Genomic DNA, 17,561 nt, shown 5'->3' with positions numbered 1-17,561 from the left:
GCGGAGCTCCCACAGCAGCGGTTGTCTTGGCGGACAAGCCGTTTCTACCGGAGCTCCGCTTCCTGCATGTCAGGGGCCGTATCGAGGCACTTGCCTACCAGCCCACACGCCTAACTTCACGGCGTTGGGCTAAAGCCCTTTGCAGGTCACCAGGCAGTGCGGGAGCTGGAAGCCTCGCTTGAGCCGATCCTCGGGGCGGCGGCGTGAGCCTGCACCACAGCGACGTGGAGTCATCGTAGATGCCGTCCCAACTCCCCAACCCCGTCAAGACGCCCAAGGAAACGCCGGAGCTTCGTCGGGCTTTGGAGGTGGCGTGCGCTGAGGTCGGGCTATCACCGGTCGGGGCGGAGCTCATCCACCACTACAGCAACGCCGTCTACCTGCTGCCTGCCGAGCACGCGGTCGCTCGATTGACGATGGGCGCACCCGAACCTGTGCGCTCGTCACAGGCAGTTACGCGGTGGCTTGTCGAGCAGGCTCAGGTGTCAGCCACGGCGCCGCTGCCGGGGGTGATGCCGGTTGCGATCGACGCCGCTACGACGGTGAGCTTCTGGGTGTACTACCCGCAGCCTGCGTCGGGGCGGCAGTTCACTTCGGTGCACCTGGCCCGCGTCATACGTCAACTCCACGACGTTGACGAGGTGCCGTTCAACCTAGAGCGCTGGGAACCCTTGGCTTCGCTTCGTAGGGCGGTCCGTGAGCCGGACACTGCTTGCAACCTGTCGCCCGAGGAGCACTCCTGGCTCCTTGATCACCTTGAGGATGTCCGTAGCCAGGTGCGGGCGCTGGACTCACCGTTGGGGTACGGAGTCATCCACGGTGACGCCTGGGCGGGAAACCTGCTGTGGGATACCGGTGCCGGTCCGGACGCTGTAGTTCTCGGCGACTGGGACTGGGTGTCCTACGGCCCGCGGGAAGTTGACCTCATCCCGTCGTGGCACGCCGCCATACGCTACGGCCGCGGGCAGTCCTGGGCCGATGCGTTCGCTGAGGTGTACGGCTACGACCTGGCGCGCTGGGACGGCTTCGCCACGCTCCTTCACATGCGGGACCTAGTGCAGCTAAGCGGCCCGTTGCGGCGAGCTGGAGACAGCCCGGCGTTCGTGGAGGTGCTGCGGGAGCGGGTGGCGGGGGTACGAAACGGAGTTGGGGACGCGGTGTGGCGCGCACTGTACTGACGGCGAAATGGAGCCCTCCCCGGCTCTACCAGGTCCGCTCACCCGCAGCACCGCCCTGCTCGCCACCCTCTCCAAGGAACTACGCCGCCGCAAGCGGAACCAGGTCGTCGTCGACGTCGACCTGCTAACCGTGAAGACTGAGAGACCGGAGCCGGATCGTGCGACCAGTGGGATGGGCTGCCCCGCTTGGTCGCGACGTAGCCCGTCAGCTCCGGCTCACCACCACCAGTTCGTCGCGCGCCCGGGTCGCAGCCACATATCGCAGCGAACGGGCCCGCAGCTCTGCGTCCGCTCGTTCGGCCGGATTCAACGACTCGAGGCGGGCCAGTTCGGCAGGTGACGGCTTGCCAACCACGAGCACCACCTTGGAGAACTCGGTGCCCTTGGCTCGATGCATGGTCATGACGGGCACCCGTTCGGCGGGGGGTCGGTCACGGTCGACAGCGCGGGCGGGGATGCCGTTCTCGGTGAGTGCGGTGACGACGCGGTCGCGGTGGAACCTGTCCTGTACGAGGACGGCGATGGTGTCGGGGGCGTCTCCGGCATCGAGCCAGGCGCGGACGTGGCCGACGATGGCCTGTAGCTCGCCGGCGAGTGAGTCGATGGACTCGACGATGGGGGCGGGGCCGGTGCGGGCCGAGCGGTAGCCGGTGGCCTCGGGCTCGTCCTCGAGGTCGACGTACTCGCCGCCTTCGAGGGTTGCCATCGCGTAGTGGAGGTTCTGTGCGGTGGTGCGGTAGTTGAGGGTGAGGCGCTGGGAGCGGCCGACTATGGCGACGCCGTACCGGCCAAGAATGACCCGTGTGCCGTAGATGCGCTGGTGGGAGTCCTCGGCGATGAACAGATCGTCGGGGTGTTCGCCGGCGAGGGCGCGCAGCAGCAGCCAGTGAGTGGGGGAGAGGTCTTGGCCTTCGTCGACGAGCACGTGGTCGGCGGTCCGGTCAGTCTGCTTCGCCAGGTAGGCGGCGGCGACGACGGCAGCTTCGGTGAAGTCGAGGCTGCCGTCGATGCGGCTCTGGGCACGGTACGCGGAGATGAGCGCCCAGACGGCCGAGCGCTTGGCGCGGTCGAGTGCGACGCTGCGTCCGGGGCGGCGGACCCGCAGGTAGCCGGCCTCGTCGTGGATCTTGTTGGGCAGCACGATGTGGGCGTACTCGGTGGACAGGAACGTCTCGTTGGCGAGCTCGTGCGGCAGGGTGGTGCCGGTCGACTCGACGACCTCGCGCCATCGTGTGCCGCCTGCGCGGGCCAGGGGGGCAGAGCGTTCCTCGCCGAGCACCTCCCGTATGGCGTCGGTGACGCCGCTGCCGGCGCCGCGCAGCACGGCGGCGGCGAGGGCGTCAACGCCGGCCACGTACACACCGGGCTGGCCGAGCGCCTTGGCTTGGGGCACGCGCGGGTCGAGATGGGTGAGGCCGTCGCCGAGGGCCTCGGCGAGGTTGGTGGTGAAGGTGGTCAGGACGATGCGGGCGTCTGGTTTGCGACGGGCGAGAGCGCGGGCGCGGTGGATGAGCACGATGGTCTTGCCCGTGCCCGCCCCGCCGGAAAGGCGGAACGGGCCGTTGTAGCTGCGGTCGACGTAGCGGCGCTGCTCCGGGTGCAGGAAGATCCGCCACGCGCCGAAGTCGCCCTCCTCGATGACGCGGCGAAGCTCGTCCTGGTCGTCGATGAATGCGTACTGCAGTGCGGCGGCGGGCCGCTTGAGGGACTGCAGGACGTCGGCGTCGGCGTCACCGGACGAGGTGGTCTTCTCGAGCTGCATGCGCGCGACGATCGCTTCGACGGTGTCACCTGCGCCGAGGTCGACGAGGATTGTGCCGATCCAGCCCTCGTGGCGTTGGGCGAGGTCGAGCACGGCGTCCTCGTCGGCAGCGGCCATTGCCTGGTCGGCGACGTCGTCGGGCAGGCCGAGGGTGTCGACGAGGTCGATGCGGCTGTGACCGAGGCGAACAAACAGCGGCTTCGCGGTCGGCGCCACCGCTGGCGGCGGGGTGACGGGCAAGGCCATCGTCGGCGGGGCGATCTCGTCGATCTGCGGTAGGCCGTTGATGGGGTTGACTTTCAGCCGTACGCGCTGGGCCACCGCGATCGCGTCGTCGTGTGGCCAAATGCCGTGGATGACGTAGTGAGTCTCGCCGTCGCCGTCGAGGCGGAACATGACCGCTCGCCAGAATTCGTCGACGCGCCCCGTGCGCACTCGGGGGTCGGCGCAGTCGTTGATCGGTTCGACGTGCAGGCCCGGCGTCGTGTCGTCGGTGCTGAGCTTTTGCAGGAACGCCATCGCCTTGCCACGGATGGAGCCGTCGATCTTGCTGGCGAGCTTGCCCATGATGATCGTCGGCATCAAAGGTCTCCGTGCTTGTCGGGGGTGGCGTCAGCCAAGGCAGCGGCGACGAGGTCGGGCGAGGGGTCGAGGACCCGCCAACCCGCGGCGGCGAGGTCCGCGCGGTCCTGGCGCGGCATGTGCGGGAAGGCAACCACGACCTGCAGGTTGGGCCAGGACAGGTCGAGTGGGATGCCGTCGGGGCCTTCGGCGCCGACCACGGGTGGAGTGAGGCCGTCTTGGGCGGCGAGGGCCGCAACGAGGTTGCGTTCGTCACCGGGTGCGGCCGCGTCGTAGACGTCGGCCCAAGCCCCCATCGGACGGCCGGGACCGGATGCGCCGTCTGTGGAGGCACTGCCCGACGGGCCGGTGATGAGACTCGTCGTCGTCACGACCGTCGGCCAGTCGCGCAGTGCGAGAGCGTTGGAGAACCGAAGCCACGCCCGCCAGGCCTTTGCATGAGCATCGTCAAGGACCTCGTCGCGGTCGTCGAGGACGGCAGCGACCTGTACGACCATGGTCGGCGGCATCTCGACGACGATGGCGAGCGCATCTGCGCGATACACGTGCACACGTCGGTCGCCGGTCGGCAGGTGCTCGTTGAGAAGGACCGCGCGACCGATTTCCTCGAGTGCCGCCGTCTCGGAGACCTGGACGGGTTGCGACTTCTTCGACAGGAACATGGGCACAGCCCGGGCTACGGCACGGACCGCTTCCGGGCTGGGGTTGAAGATCCAGTCCAGCAGCCAGTCGACAGGCCCCCTGCCGAGCGCCTTGTATGCCTCCGGCGGCGCCTGGAACTGGGGAATGTTCATCAGGCTGCCCGCCAAGTCGGCGCTGTACCAGTCGGGCGCAGAGCCGGCGCCATTCTCGGCCGCGGTCACGTCCTGAATGGTGACGCCGAGGACGACCAGCCCCGAGTCCCGCAGGTTCGCGCGTTTGCGGGCGTCGTCCGCGAGCCGGTTGACGGCTGCAGTCGCGTGGTAGGCCCGGCCATCGGTGAAGATGGCGACAGCGGGCACGTTCATGTCGTTCGTCTCGAGCAGGAAGTCGGGCCGGGAGTCCGCGACGTTCATCTGCGGGGTGAGCGTCCATTGCCGGTGCCCGCCGGGCAGGGTGAAGCGCACCATGTTGCCGCTCGGCCCGGGTACCTCCGTGAGCGCGGCACCGTTCCTGCGCAACCGCCCGACGATCAGCCGGTGGAACGCGCGCTCCAGGTGCGACTCGGGCTCCTCGTGAGGTGCCACCTCGGTCACCGTCCAGGTCGTTCCTTCGGCGGTCTCCGCGTCGGGAGCCAAGCCGAGGAGGGTACGCAGATGCCGCTCTGCCGACGCTCGCGAAACCCGCCGGATGGCGCCCGGAGCGGTGAAGGGTAGCAGGCATCGATGGCAAGCGAGCCGCTCCTCGTGGCGGCATTCACAGTCACGAACCCGGTTCCACGCGAGGACCAGCAGATCGCGCAGGCGTTCCGGGTCGGCAGTCTCGGCGAGGTAGCCGGTGCCGCCGGGAACCGCGTCGTGCAGCAGCAGCGCCTCGTGGTTGTCGGTGCCGTCGGAGAGCGTCGGATCGACGACGTGCTCGACGCGGATGTGGTCGGGGTGGCCGCCCATTTGTTCCCGCAGGCCGAGCAGCAGTGCAGCGGAGAGGCTGGGCAGGGCGAAGTCGTCGCCGAGGCTGACCGCGTGGGGCAGCCGGATCAGCAGACCCTGGGTACGCAGCGTCCGAGCCAGGGCGACGGTCTTGGTCGTCTCCTTCGGGGAGGTGCGGTACGGACACCAGGGCCGGTGTTCGTGGGGCCGGTTGCGCCCGGACTCGGTGTCTTTCTTGCCGCAGCCAGCGCAGACCCGGAAGAGCGTGCCTTGACGCTCGCCGCCGGCGATGGTGCGTGTCGCACCATGGCCGGACGGGCCCATGTTGAGCCAGCGCAGGTCGACCGTCCGTAGGTAGGTGCAGCCAAGGCCGGTGCTCTCGGCGAACCAGCGGCGGGTGATGTGGGCTGGATCGATGTCGGCGGTCGGGACGACATGGAAGGCAACCCGTCCGCGTTCGTCCTTGCGATCGGAGATCGTCACTTCGTCGCGCCGTACTTCGGCGGAGACCCGCGTCAGCTCGACCACGTCGAGGCGTTGCCCGGTGTCGCCGATTCCCGTGCTGCCGCAGCGTGGGCAGGACGAGACTGGCACCTCCCGGCCGGACTCCGCGATGTCGACCGCGTATCCGCAGTGGGGGCAGAAGGCCCAGGTGCGGATGGAAGCGCCGTCCAGGCCGAGGTCGACCGCGTCGATCTCGATCTCCCAGCCGCGGGCATAGAACGTCGCACCAGGGGCGAACTCGCTGAGCGCTTGCGCGGAGCCCCGCTCGAACCGGGCACTGCCGTACTCGTGGGTGCCGCTGTCCGGGTCGGTCCAGGACAGCCCGACGTCGAGGGTGACGGTGTCATCGAGGAGCGTGTAATTGGGCAGCAGCCCGTACTCCTCAAGGACGCTGATCCAGTAGATGCTCCGCAGGTGGGCGAGCTGACCTGCGGTGAGCTTGCGGGTGGCCTTGGCCGAGCGCAGCGCCTGCTTGTCGTCGTCGGTCGCAGCCGGGGACTGAACGCGCGCCTCGAGTTCGGGCAGGAGTGCGTCGATGTCTTTCTGCCGGCGTTGCAGCGTCTCGACGGTGTCCTGCCAGCGGCGGCTGGCCGCCTGCACGTGTGCGGCGAAAGCGCTGGTCCTCGGGCCGTTGGCAGGACCCAGCCAGTCGCGCAGCCCCGACACGACCTCCTCTGGCAGCTCGCAAAAGGTTGCGAGGAACCGGGGCAGATACTCGTCCGCGCTCTGCTCGGCGTGCAGCACGAGGTCGCCGAGGAACGTGCCCGGCGCGCTCGATCCGATGGCTCCGGAGGCCGCCCTCGGGTGCCGGCGCTTGGTGTCCCTGGCGAAGCCGTCCACCAGGTACGCCGTGTACTGCCGGCGCAGGATCTCCTCCGCCGCCAGATACGTGGCGGGTGGCCGCACTTCGCCGTCGATGACGGAGAGGGGGTCGCCGAGCTTGGGCAGGTGTTCCCCGCGGCCGGTGACGAAGGCGAGGTTGAGCGCGTTGCCGGTGAGGCGACCGGCGCGACCGACGCGCTGGAGGTACGAGGCGACGGTGCGGGGCAGCGAGGCGAGGAAGACCGCCGACAGGTCGCCGATGTCGATGCCCATCTCCAGGGTGGGCGTGGCGACGAGCACGTTGGGTGCTTGCGGACTGGTGGCGGCATCGCGGAAGCCGTCCTCGTAGTGCAGCCGGGTCGCGTCGTCGAGGAGGCTGGTGTGCTCCCGGGCGACGATGCGGCGCATGTCCGGGGAGGCGTAGAGGCGCCGGTAGAAGTTGTCGGCCAGCTCGCTGGCCCGGAGGTGACCGCCGCAGCGGACGTTCAGGCAGGGCGCGGCGGTGAGCTGTTCGACGGTGGCGGCGGTACCGGGCGTGGCGGCACGGCAGGTGTCGCAGGTCAGTAGGTGACGCCCCTCGGCGAGATCGGTTTCCGTCGTGGGAGCGATGACGATCCCGGACGAGGGGATCGCGTAGACGGTCGCACCGGATTCGCTGTTCGTGGTGGTGAGCAGGCCTTCGCGGGCGAGTCGGTCGAACAGGCCGCGGGCGAGGCGTCCGCCGTCGACCGGCGAGACGTCGAGCACACGGGAGGTCCAGCGGGCGTACCAGGACTTCGGCGAGGTGACCGGGTCGAGTCCGCCGTCGCGCGCCGGTTCGCTCGAACCGCCGACCTTCGGGTACGCCGGCGCGGGACGGCCACGGGGGAACGCTGGCATACCCTCGCTGCGAGGCCGCCCGGCCCAGATCGACCAGCGTCGTCCGTCTTCCATCCGGTACCGGGCGAACCACGGGTGGTCGATCGCGCCTTGGGTCCGCATTCGTTCCAGCACACCGCGGACCCACTGCACGAGCGTGGCGTCGTCGGGGCCTCGGGAGCCGAGCTTGTCCTGCCAGGAGACGCCCTGTAGAGCGGCGTGGGCGATTCCGGCCATTCGCTCAGGCTTCCCGGCTTCGACCGCGACAGCCACGGAACCGGTGAGTTCGAGGGTGCGACCGAGATGCGAGTTGAGCCCGAACTCCAGCGCGGCGTCGAGGGCGAGGCGCTTGCGGACTCGCGCCCGCACCGCGGCGGGCACGGATCGAAGGGTCTTCGCCTGCCAGAAGGGCGTGAACGACTCCCGGTCGGCGCAGTCGGGGGCGATGACGCGGTACCGGGCGAAGGGTTTGTCGCCCGCCTGCTGGATCACCTCGTCTACGAGCGCGTCGAGCGTGAGGGCACCCTCCGCGACCGCTTCGCGAAGCACGGAGCGCAGGGTGAGGGTGTGTGAGCGGGCCTGCACGAAGCCTGCCCGGTGGGCGGCATCCTGCACGGAGTCGGTGAAGACCAGGGCTTTCTTCTCGGCGGCGTCGAGGGCCGGCGAGCCGAAGAGAGTCGAGAGCGACACCGACAGCAGGGTGGCGACGGCGCTGCCGAGGAACCGGATGCCATCTTCCTGCCCGCAGGACGGGCAGGTGTCCTTGCGGCTCTGCTCGTCGGCGTCGGTGCCGACGTTGGTGAGCACCGGTAGCACCCACCCGTCCCGCAGGTCCCGGTCGTCGTCGGCTACGTCGGCGAGGAGTTCCCGGTTGCGCACCGAGAACCACACCAGCCCTTCGACCTTCTTGTCCTCATCGATGTGGATGGCGGCTTCGGCGGGGGCGTACAGCAGCGGGCGGAAGCGACCTTCCCTGGTCGCATGGTTGCGGCGGATGCCGTCGTCCTCAGCGGCGAGACTGTGGCCGACGGGGGCGAGGCCGATGCCCCAGCCGGAGCGGCCGCAGTGCCGGCAGTAGATCGCAGGGAATGAGGGCCGTACCTCTTCGCCGTCGGTGCCGGCGACCGGCGGCCCGTCGTCGCTCCATCGGAAGCGGGTGGTCGCGGCGGCGGCGCGGTCGATGCGGGTGAGTTCGCGTACCCAGAGGTGGACGTCCACCGAGAGGGCGTCGCGGCCGACGACGGCGCGGACATGGCCAAGCATGGCGAGCAGGTACGACAGCAGGGCTTCGGCTCGGGAGCTGTTGCCGTTGACGTAGCCGAGCACGCGGCCCATCAGGGTGTCGAGCGCGACGGCTTGCTCCGCCGTGCGCACGAGGTCCTGGACGAGGGGATGCGCACGACAGAGCGCCAAGAGCAACTCGGGGCTTGCGTCGGTGAACCGATCGGCTTCGACTCCGTAGAGGAGGCCGAGAACCGTGGGAGTAACCTCTTCCCCGGTCGGGTTGTGGCCGAGCGCACCGACCGCATCGACTGCCGCGGCAACGTCGAGCATGCCAATGTCTGCAGGGGCGAAGCCGGCGGCGGCGATGACCTCGGCGGCGTCGCCGATCCACTCGTCGAGGCTGAGCCGCGTCTCCGTGACGACCGCGTCGGCGTCGAACCGCTCGCCGAAGACCGTGTGGGCGAAGTCGAGCATCACCGTCGGGTCGCCCTTGTCGCCGAGAGTCGCCGACGTCGCTACCGGGGTGATCAGACCGAGCGGCCGGTTGCGGGCTGCCTCGTCGATCTGCGGGTCGTCGTCGCTCCAGTGGCTCTTGAGTGCCAGCCCGAGGCGGCGCAGAAGCATCGCCACGTCGGTGCCTTGCGCGCCGTCGTAGGTGTGGAATTCGTCGAGTACGACGTAACGCAGGCTCGTCGCCGACTGCTGCCACAGCTCCTGGTCGTCGGCGCGCAGCAGGAGCTGATCGAGCATCTTGTAGTTGGTGAGCAGGATGTCCGGCGCCGTGTCCCGGATGATCCCCCGGTCGGTGATCAAGCCGTCGGAAGTGACGGCAGTGCGGGTCGGACCGGATTGGCCGGTGTAGAGGGCGGCGGTGAGGTCGGCCAGTTCGGCGTGGGTCGTGAGGAGCTTCGTCAGTCGCGCCGCCTGGTCGTTGGCGAGCGCGTTCATCGGATAGAGGATCATCGCCTTCGTCCCAGCCACGCCCTGGCGGCGGGCGCGCAGCACGTGGTCGAGGATCGGGTACAGGAACGCCTCGGTCTTACCCGAGCCGGTGCCGGTCGTGACCAGGGTCGGCGCCGGCCGGCGCGGCTCACCGCCGGCTGACGACGCCAGACGGGCGAACGCCGCCGCCTGGTGGCCGTAGGGCGGGAAGCCCTCGTACCACTCCAGCGTGTCCCGCCAGCCCTCGTCCGCGGGACGGAATGGCAGCCGGAGCCGCACGTACGGGCCCTTGAACATTCCGGACTCGGGATCCGAAAGGAACCGATCCAGGCTGTCGCGCGCATCCCCGTCGGTCAGCCCGAACGTCGTCGTCAGGTAGTCGACCAGGCTCTGCCGGATGCTGCTGGCCTGAAGCGTGGGGAGCAGGGCACTCACGAACGCTCCTTCAGCAGCCGCTCGAAGTGGGCGTACGCCTGCCGCATGTCCGCCTCCCGATCGAGCGTCACGAACGGCAGCTCATAGGTGTAGGTGTTGCCCGCCTGGTTGGTCGTGGTCCGCTCGTCCTTGGTGATCCGGTCTCCCCTCTTCCGCCAAACACTGAGTACCGAGTTCGGGACCAGCCGCCCATTGACGTCGTAGTGATACACATTCCGGTCGTAGCCGCTTAGGACGGCGAACTGCGTCCGGTAGATTGCGCACAGTTCGTCAGCGGTCACGCCGAGCATCAACGCCACCAACGCGTCGATCTCCGCCAGCGCCTGCCTTCGATCGGCGGCGATCCGCAACGGCGTATCAGCAGTCCACTGGGGACCTACATCGCCGAGTGGCTTGCGGCGCCCGTGCTCGAACCCTCCCGCCCATTCATAATTCACAAACGCAGCAGAATAGCAGTCTCGCCATAGGTCGGCATATGCGTCCACAACGCAGTTCAGTCGTAGGGTGCGCAAAATGAGGTCATTGCGCAATGAATGGCAAGGGGCGACTGGAAGCTGAGCGAATGTCCCCTGGTAAATGTTCCCTCTTGGGGCCGCACGGATCAAGAAGTCGGCGACCAAGGCGCTCGAAAACCCGGCCACTTCAGCGAGATCCTGGACCGAAATCTCGGGGGAGCCCGCACTCAAAATCGAATTGACGTGAGCCACACCTGGCGGAATGATGGCTGTGATCAATGTCCGCTCTCCGGTATTGGCTGCCATCTTCCGCCATGCGACTCGGTAGAAGTCATGCGCCGAATTCTGCTCCTCGTTGCTCCGATGCGCGTATTCGCGTCCATAGCGATGCCTGTCACCCGTCGGCTTGAAACTGGTGACGGGGATGTTGTCCGGCGGTAGCGTCTCGAAGTCCGTAGGCGACCAGTCAAGATTGTGCAGCATGGTCTCGTTCGGCGTCTTGTATATTGGCGTAGAGACAAAGATGTGCGGACCTTGGAGGATCACCTCACCCCACGATGCCGGTGCCCCCCACTCCAACTCAATGTAGCCCTTCTTCCGGTCGGTGGTCTCATTCCACCCTCCGGAAAATTGCAGTCCCAGCCCATCAACCCGCTCGGCAGAAGACAGTTTGTCGAGCGCCGAGGCGGCGGAGCGGTTAACTGCATAAACCATACGGGTCTGACTTACCGGCACGTTGGGCCGCTCTAGGATTGAGTGCCAGGTTGCCAACGTCTGATCGATAACGGTAGTGATCCGGTTTCGGTGTGGACGCAGGTCCCAATTGCCATCCGGATCCTTGAGTCCAGGCTCCGGCCCGGAACCATCGTGGTCAAACGACCGCATCGCTGTGTCAGGGTGATAGAGCGAGGTCGCCATGAGAAAGCGTACCTTGTCTCGGTTCGCGCCGTAGACATGGACTCCATAAGCAACGTGGTGGTCGATTTCGAAGAGCTGTAGCTCGTTCGCGAACTGCCAGTGGCGGCGCAGGCGGCGATAAGTTGCTTCGCGGAGGAGGCCCGCCTTCTCATCGGTGAAATGCGTCTCCGGGTGGATCAGCCCAATAGTGCCGCGCTGTGCGGCGTGGCGCCAGGTTTGCTCCATGAAACAGCGATAAAGGTCAGGCCGCAGTCCCTGTAGATGCGGGAACTGCGCCAGACTCGACACGAACTCCCGAGTTGTGGTTAGGCTGGCGGCCATGTCGGCGTAGAACTCTGGGGAAGTAGGGAGGGCAAACGTCTCATCGCGCATTCGCGCTTCGGTTGACTGCGACAGCTTGCCGTTCAACTCCCACCGTGGGTCGAACTCGGCCAGGGCCGCCTTTTCGTCAAAGTCCGGGCGCACCCATGGTGGATTACCGACCTGAAGGTCAAAGCCGCCGTGGGCGAAAACGGTGGCGAAGTCGAGGTTCCAGTGAAAGAAGCCCTGCTGCCCCGCGATGCGCTCACACACCACCAACCACGGGTGCTCCCGTAGGGCGTACTCCACCGGCAGTGCGTTCGCGAAGGTGAGTTCCAATTCCTCGGCGCTGTTCAGCTCGTCCCAGCCTGCGCCGCCGGCCAGCGTCTCCCGGGGCAGGGACTTCTTGCGCACCTCCGGGCTGCGGCCCAGCAGCGCCTGCAACGCGGCGATCCATTGCGCCAGCGTGGGCGGTTCCGCCCGTACGCCATACACTGTCGTGGTCTCGGCGGTAAGCGGCCAGAACCACAGCGCGGTCCAGGCGTCCATCACCCGCCGCAACCGCTGGTAGGCGCCATTAGGATCGGCGAGCGCCTGCTCGATCTGCTCCCGCTGCACTGTCCCACCGGAGGGCAGGTCGTCGGCGCCCCACACCGGGATGGCGCGACGGATCTCCTGCTGGGCGATCTGGAGCCGACGATACGCGATCTGCCACAGCACCTCGACCCGGTGGGCCAGCTCGACCACGGCGTCGACCTGTTGCTTGGTCGGCTTGGCCTTCACCGCGCGTCGCCAGTCCTTGAGGCGCTTCGCTGCCTCACGCGCCAGCGCGGTGGCCTCTTTGGCATCGGCGGCCGCTCCCCAGCCCTCGGCTGGCAACAGGAAGTGATGGATGCCGTCCGAGGCGACGCGGCCGGCCTCGATGTCCTCGACCAGGGCCGTCAGGGGCACGTCCCTGGGTATCGTACCCAGCCAGGACTTGTCGCTGACCTGGCTGCGTCGGTAGACGGCCCGGCCGGCGCCGATCAGGGAGTTTCCGCGGCGCAGGTGCAGGCCGAACCACGGGGCGGCCAGACCCTCGACCATGGTGTCGAGCCAGAGAGAGATTTCGGCCAGCTCGACGGCGGTCGCGTTCAGGTCCACGCCATACACGTTGTGCAGCGCCAGGTAGGCCTTGACCTCCTGAAGGCGGCGCGGGTACTCGTCCGGGTCGATGCGCTCGCCCAGCTCGGCCTGGCGGCGCTTCAGGTACTGCTCGGCGAGCTGTCGCACTGCCTCGATGGCGAACGCGCCCGATCCGAGCGCCGGCTCGCAGACGGTCAGCTCCAGGATCTCGGCCGCCGTCGTGGTCCGCCCGTCCTGGTCTAGCAGCTCCTCCAGGGCTTGCCCGACGGTGAAGCGGGTGAGCACTTCGGGCGTGTAGTACGACGCTGACTGCTGCCGCTCTCGCCCTGCCAGACGGAACACGAAACTGCCCTTGTGGTGTACCACCGGCTGCGGCTCGCCGGTCACTGGATGCGGGGTCTTGACGAAGTCGGCTGCCGAAATCCCCTCCGCCCGCTCGACCGGCACCACCCACGAGCCCTTGGACGCGTCACCGTTCTTGGCGACCTCGTAGAGGTCGGTCTCTGCGAAGAAGCCGGTGTAGGACATCAGGCCCTCGTAGACCGCGCCGAGCTGGTTGATGCCCAGCTCTGCGTACGAGATGAAACCCCGGTCCTTGCCCCGTGCCTCCTTGCTGAGCAGCAGGTGGGTGAGGACCTTCTGCATCGCCTGGTTGCCGAGCCCCACCGCGTCGATGTGCGCGGTCGCTTCCGGCCGGAACAGGTCGGCGCGCAGCGCGTTGAACGTCAAGCCTTGCGCGGTCGTAGGTCCCTCGCTGTCTTCGTCCTCTACGACGGTCGTGGCCGGGGAGTGGCCGGAGTCGACCAGCCGGAACAGCACGCCGAGCGAGTCGTAGAGGTGGGTGCCGTTCTGGGCGCGCGGCGTAGCGAGCTCCACCTGCACCAGCTCCCGCAGCCGGTCCAGGCTGTAGCCCTGGTCGTACTCCGGCGCGCCCACCGGCAGCACCCCCAACTCGGGTGATGCCTCGGCGTACAGGAGGAACAGGATGCGGTAGAGGAACCGCAGTGACTGCTTCGCCAGCGGTTGGGCCTCACTCGCCGGCAGCGGATCGAGGCCTTGGTCGCGACGGCGGTTGACGACCTCGTTGGCGATGATCTCGATGGAGAGGCGAACCCCATCGCGCAGATCCTTGGAGACGCCGACGGTGTGCTTGACGGAGGCGTCGAGGATCCCGTGCCACCACAGCTTGCCGTCCGCGTCCGGAGCGATCGACTGGGCGCAGAGGCAGGTCAGCGCACGGTCGATCTCACCGCCTTTCTTCGCGTCGTTGCGCTCACACACGAGCTGAACGTCGACGGCGAGGTAGCGCCCCTCGGCCCAGCGCTCCCGCTCCGCGAGCAGCGCCCATCGACCGGCCAAAACGAGGACCAGGTCCGGGGCCTCGTCAGCGACGAAGAGCGCCGACACCAGCCGGGCGGCCGACTTCAGCTCGTCGCCGTCCTCGGTGAGCTGCACCGGTTCGCGCAGCGTCACCGCATCGCGGGCCATCAGCTCCTCGACGGTGGTGACCGGTCGTGCGGAGACGACGACCAGCGGCGCCCGATCCGTGATGCCAGGCGACGACACCCGCCACAGCGGTCCCTGCTGGTCGAGGACGAGACCATGCCCCCTCAGCTCGAGCACATCGAGAAGCTGGTCGTGCAGCCCAGCGGCAAGGTCGTCGGGGTTGCGGCCGTCAATGCTGCGTTCCTCGCGGACCTCGGAGCGCTCGGCCGGGTCGAGCAGTTCGGCCAGCGTCGCCAGCTCGGCCTCGAGCTTCTGCCGGGCGTCGATGAACCGCGACCGCGGCGTCTCCCGGCCCGCCTTCGCCTCGGCGTCCCACTCGTCCCGGCGCTTCTTGACCTCCGCGCCGAACGACTCGCCCTTCGCCTCTGTGGTGAAGTAGTGCTCCGAGATCCAGCCCTCACCGACGACGATCGCGTCAGACCCACTCACCACTTGCCACCTTCCGTGTCCGGCACGACCATCAGCAGCGGCCGTACGAGCTGCCGGTCGGGTGCCATCGCCTGCACCAGCGCCCGCTCCTGCTCCACACTCGTCCTGCGCTGCTTGAGATCGCTGCGCTGGATGAGCACATCGGCGTCGGCGTCCCAGAGGTCCAGCCGCCGCGTCCAGTCCTCAACCCGCTGCGCCGCGTCCCGCTCCGCCGCCTTGAAGACATTGAGCAGGTGGCGCTCCGCCTCGTGCACGGCAGGAGCCACCAGCTGGCTCAGTGCCTCCACGTCGGCGACCGGCGTCGGGTTGTTTCGTGCGGTGTCCCAGCCGAGCGCGCGCAGGGCAGCCCGAGCCGACTCGTGTGGGGAGATCAGCGTGAAGGACGGATTCTCGGGTGTCGGAAACTCCGCGGTCAGCCAGGCGGTGGAGACGACCTGGCCGCGCCGGTTGGTCAGCGTGCCCAGCAGCAGCACTGTCGGAGCGTCGACGGTGCCGCGTACGGCGAAGACCTCGTTGCGGCCCAGCGCCGCCAGTGCCCGGTCTGCCGCCCAGTCCAGCACGGGGTGCAGCGGGCTCAGGTAGTGGGCGTCCGGCCAGGAGATCTTGTCTTCGCGCCGCGCGGCGGCCAGCCGGTCCTTCCCGCGTGCCTGGGTCGTGGCGAGCACCAGCCGTTCGGTGACCTTGCGCTCGGCGAGGTAGGTCTGCGGCAGCACCTCTAGCCGCTGCACCAGGTCCGGGGGCGGACTCAGCTCGACCGTGCCGAAGGCCTTGTCGCGCCGCCAGCCCACACCACCACGGCTCACCGGGGCAGTCGGGTCGATGAACGCCTCCTGCAACGCGTCTTCCAGGTACGAGACGTCGTCGTCGTAGAGGCCCGAGTCGAGGTCGAGGCCACCTTCCGGCCGATCCTTGGCCGGCTCGGCGGCGGGCTGCTCGCTCAGCGCGTCGAAGAGCTGGGCGAACATGGCCGCCACGTCGTTGCCGGCTGCGACCGCCGCGACTGGGCGTACCACGTCATCGAGTTGCTTCTTGCCGGCGAGGACGTCGCGGATCTCGTCCTCCTCGCCCTTGACGTCGTAGCGCCCCATCAGCGAGGCGACATCGCCGAGCGCGCTGTGCGCCTCGTCCTCCTTCTCCACCAGCTTCGCCAGGATCCGTACGTCCCCGGCGAAGCGCTGGCTCGTCGGGTCCAGCAGCAGTGCCGTCACCCGCGGCGGGTGCTTCTGCCCGTACCGGTCGATACGGCCGTTGCGCTGCTCGATGCGGATGAGGCTCCACGGAATGTCGTAGTGCACCAGCTCGTGGCACTGCGCGTGCAGGTTGACGCCCTCGGAGGCCACGTCACCGGTGACGAGCACGCGCACCGGGGCCTGCTCCTGCTTGAAGGCCTCCACGATGCGCTGCTGCTCGTCGTCGGCCAGCCCGCCGTGCATAATCTGCACCGCCTCGGCAGGCAGGCCGACGTCCTTCGGCAGGTTGCGGTGCAGCCAGCGCAGAGTCTCCAGGCGCTCGGCGAACACGACCACTCGGGCGGGAGAGCCGCGGCCGACGCCGCAGTCCTTCAGATGCGCCACGAGCCGGGTGTACTTGGCCGAGGGCTGCTGCAGCGTCTTCTCGTTGAGCGAGGCGAGTCGTTCCAGCGCATGGCGTTCGCGTGCCTGCCGCTCCGGATCGCCCTTTTCGTCCTTGCCGAGCCGGTTCAGTCGTGCGTCGATCGTCTCCCTCAGGGCGGCGGGGGAGGAGAGGAACGCCTTGGCGAGGGTCCAGGGGAAGAGTGAGGCGTTCTGCCCGGAGTAGGGGCTGCCGCCCCTGCCGGGCCAGAGCCACGTCTGCTCCAGTTCCTCGGCGACGGCGTTCTCGGCATGCGTCGCCGGCACGAGTACGTTGTTCGGTTCCTGCCGTTCCGCCCAGTCGGCACCGACGACCTGCGCGACCTCCGGACTGTGTCGATGCCGGCGCACCACCAGCCGCCGCACCTCGTCCGGCACGAGCGCGCCGTCCGGCTTGACGGCCGACGGGTCCAGCAACCGGATCAGCTCGGCGAACGACTCCGCCCGGCCGTTGTGCGGAGTCGCCGAGGCGAGGACCAGCGCCTCGGTGTTACGTGCCAGCAGCCGCGCCAACCGGTTGTTCATCGTCGTGGCGTTCGCCAGGTTGTGCGACTCGTCGATGACGACAGCGTCCCAGCGCTGCTTGCGAAGGCTCGCGACGTACCGGTCGGACTTGAGCGTGTCGATCGAGATGATCGCGCGCTTGTAGTAGGTGAACGGGTTGCGGGTGGCCGGCAGCTTCTGCCGCACCCGCTGGATGCCGGCCGAGTCGAGCCGGACGAACGGCAGCGCGAACCGCGTCCAGAGCTCGTGCTGCATCTGCTCCAGCACATGCCGCGGCGTCACGATCAGGATCCGGTCGCCGCGGCCACGGCGAACCAGCTCCGCGAGGATCATGCCGATCTCGAGCGTCTTGCCGAGACCGACCGCGTCGGCGAGCAGGATCCGGGGCCGCAAGTTCTCGGGGTCGAGCGCCTTGCGTACCGCCGACTGCTGGTAGCTCAGCGCGTCAGCCAGGCCCCGCGTCGCCACGGACAGCGAGCGTTCGCCAACGGGAACAGCGGTCTTGCGGATCGTCGATTCCAGCCATAGCCGTGCCGTGCGGTATCGCGGGCTGCTGTCGGCCACGACCTCGGCCTTCGCCGGGTCCAGCGGCTTCACCTGGTCGAGACGGGTGTAGAACGATGCGCTCGTGTCGCGGACCAGTTCGCCGAGGCCTTGGACGTGCACAACGGTGCCGTCCGCGGTTTCCTCGGTCGCGAGGACGAGCCACTCCTCGTCGCGGATCACGACCACCGACCCTGGCGCGAGCGCCTCACGGGCGTCGGGCTTGGTTGCCGTCACAGGCGCATTCTCCGTCTTCGAAACGTTACTGCAAGTTATGGTGCCGCCGGTCGTAGCCT

At 68.4% G+C, this 17,561-nt stretch carries 5 protein-coding genes; 1 reads left to right on the top strand and 4 read right to left on the bottom strand.

What is annotated here, in order from left to right; all coding sequences use genetic code 11:
- The first annotated feature begins 239 nt into the window (after positions 1–239).
- Positions 240–1,178: a phosphotransferase gene (locus DLJ47_RS11820; RefSeq protein ID WP_109900086.1), complete on the top strand. Its 939-nt coding sequence runs from the start codon at positions 240–242 to the stop codon at positions 1,176–1,178.
- A gap of 205 nt (positions 1,179–1,383) precedes the next feature.
- Here the strand turns inward: DLJ47_RS11820 and DLJ47_RS11815 are convergent, their stop codons facing one another.
- The 4 genes from DLJ47_RS11815 to DLJ47_RS11800 are packed head-to-tail and all read right to left on the bottom strand — an operon-like array spanning position 1,384 to position 17,502.
- Positions 1,384–3,522, bottom strand: a complete 2,139-nt coding sequence (locus DLJ47_RS11815; protein WP_109900085.1) for a UvrD-helicase domain-containing protein — start codon at positions 3,520–3,522, stop codon at positions 1,384–1,386.
- Positions 3,522–9,875 (bottom strand): DEAD/DEAH box helicase, encoded by a 6,354-nt coding sequence (locus DLJ47_RS11810; protein WP_109900084.1) that lies wholly within the window; start codon positions 9,873–9,875, stop codon positions 3,522–3,524. Before DLJ47_RS11810 ends, DLJ47_RS11815 begins: the two co-directional genes overlap by 1 nt.
- A complete protein-coding gene (locus DLJ47_RS11805; protein WP_109900088.1) occupies positions 9,872–14,608 on the bottom strand; it encodes a restriction endonuclease subunit M in 4,737 nt (1,578 codons plus the stop codon). Before DLJ47_RS11805 ends, DLJ47_RS11810 begins: the two co-directional genes overlap by 4 nt.
- Complete coding sequence (locus tag DLJ47_RS11800; RefSeq protein ID WP_109900083.1) at positions 14,605–17,502, bottom strand: SNF2-related protein; 2,898 nt, start codon at positions 17,500–17,502, stop codon at positions 14,605–14,607. The genes DLJ47_RS11805 and DLJ47_RS11800 overlap by 4 nt, the downstream gene beginning before the upstream one ends.
- Between the last annotated feature and the right edge of the window lie 59 nt (positions 17,503–17,561).

The sequence above is a fragment of the Micromonospora sp. S4605 genome, assembly GCF_003176715.1.
Classification (GTDB): domain Bacteria; phylum Actinomycetota; class Actinomycetes; order Mycobacteriales; family Micromonosporaceae; genus Micromonospora; species Micromonospora echinaurantiaca.
This window is presented reverse-complemented; position numbering and strand designations above follow the sequence as displayed.

Coding starts and splice junctions, on each gene's coding strand:
- DLJ47_RS11820 (WP_109900086.1), top strand. CDS start 240: ATGCCGTCCCAACTCCCCAACCCCGTCAAGACGCCCAAGGAAACGCCG.
- DLJ47_RS11815 (WP_109900085.1), bottom strand. CDS start 3,522: ATGCCGACGATCATCATGGGCAAGCTCGCCAGCAAGATCGACGGCTCC.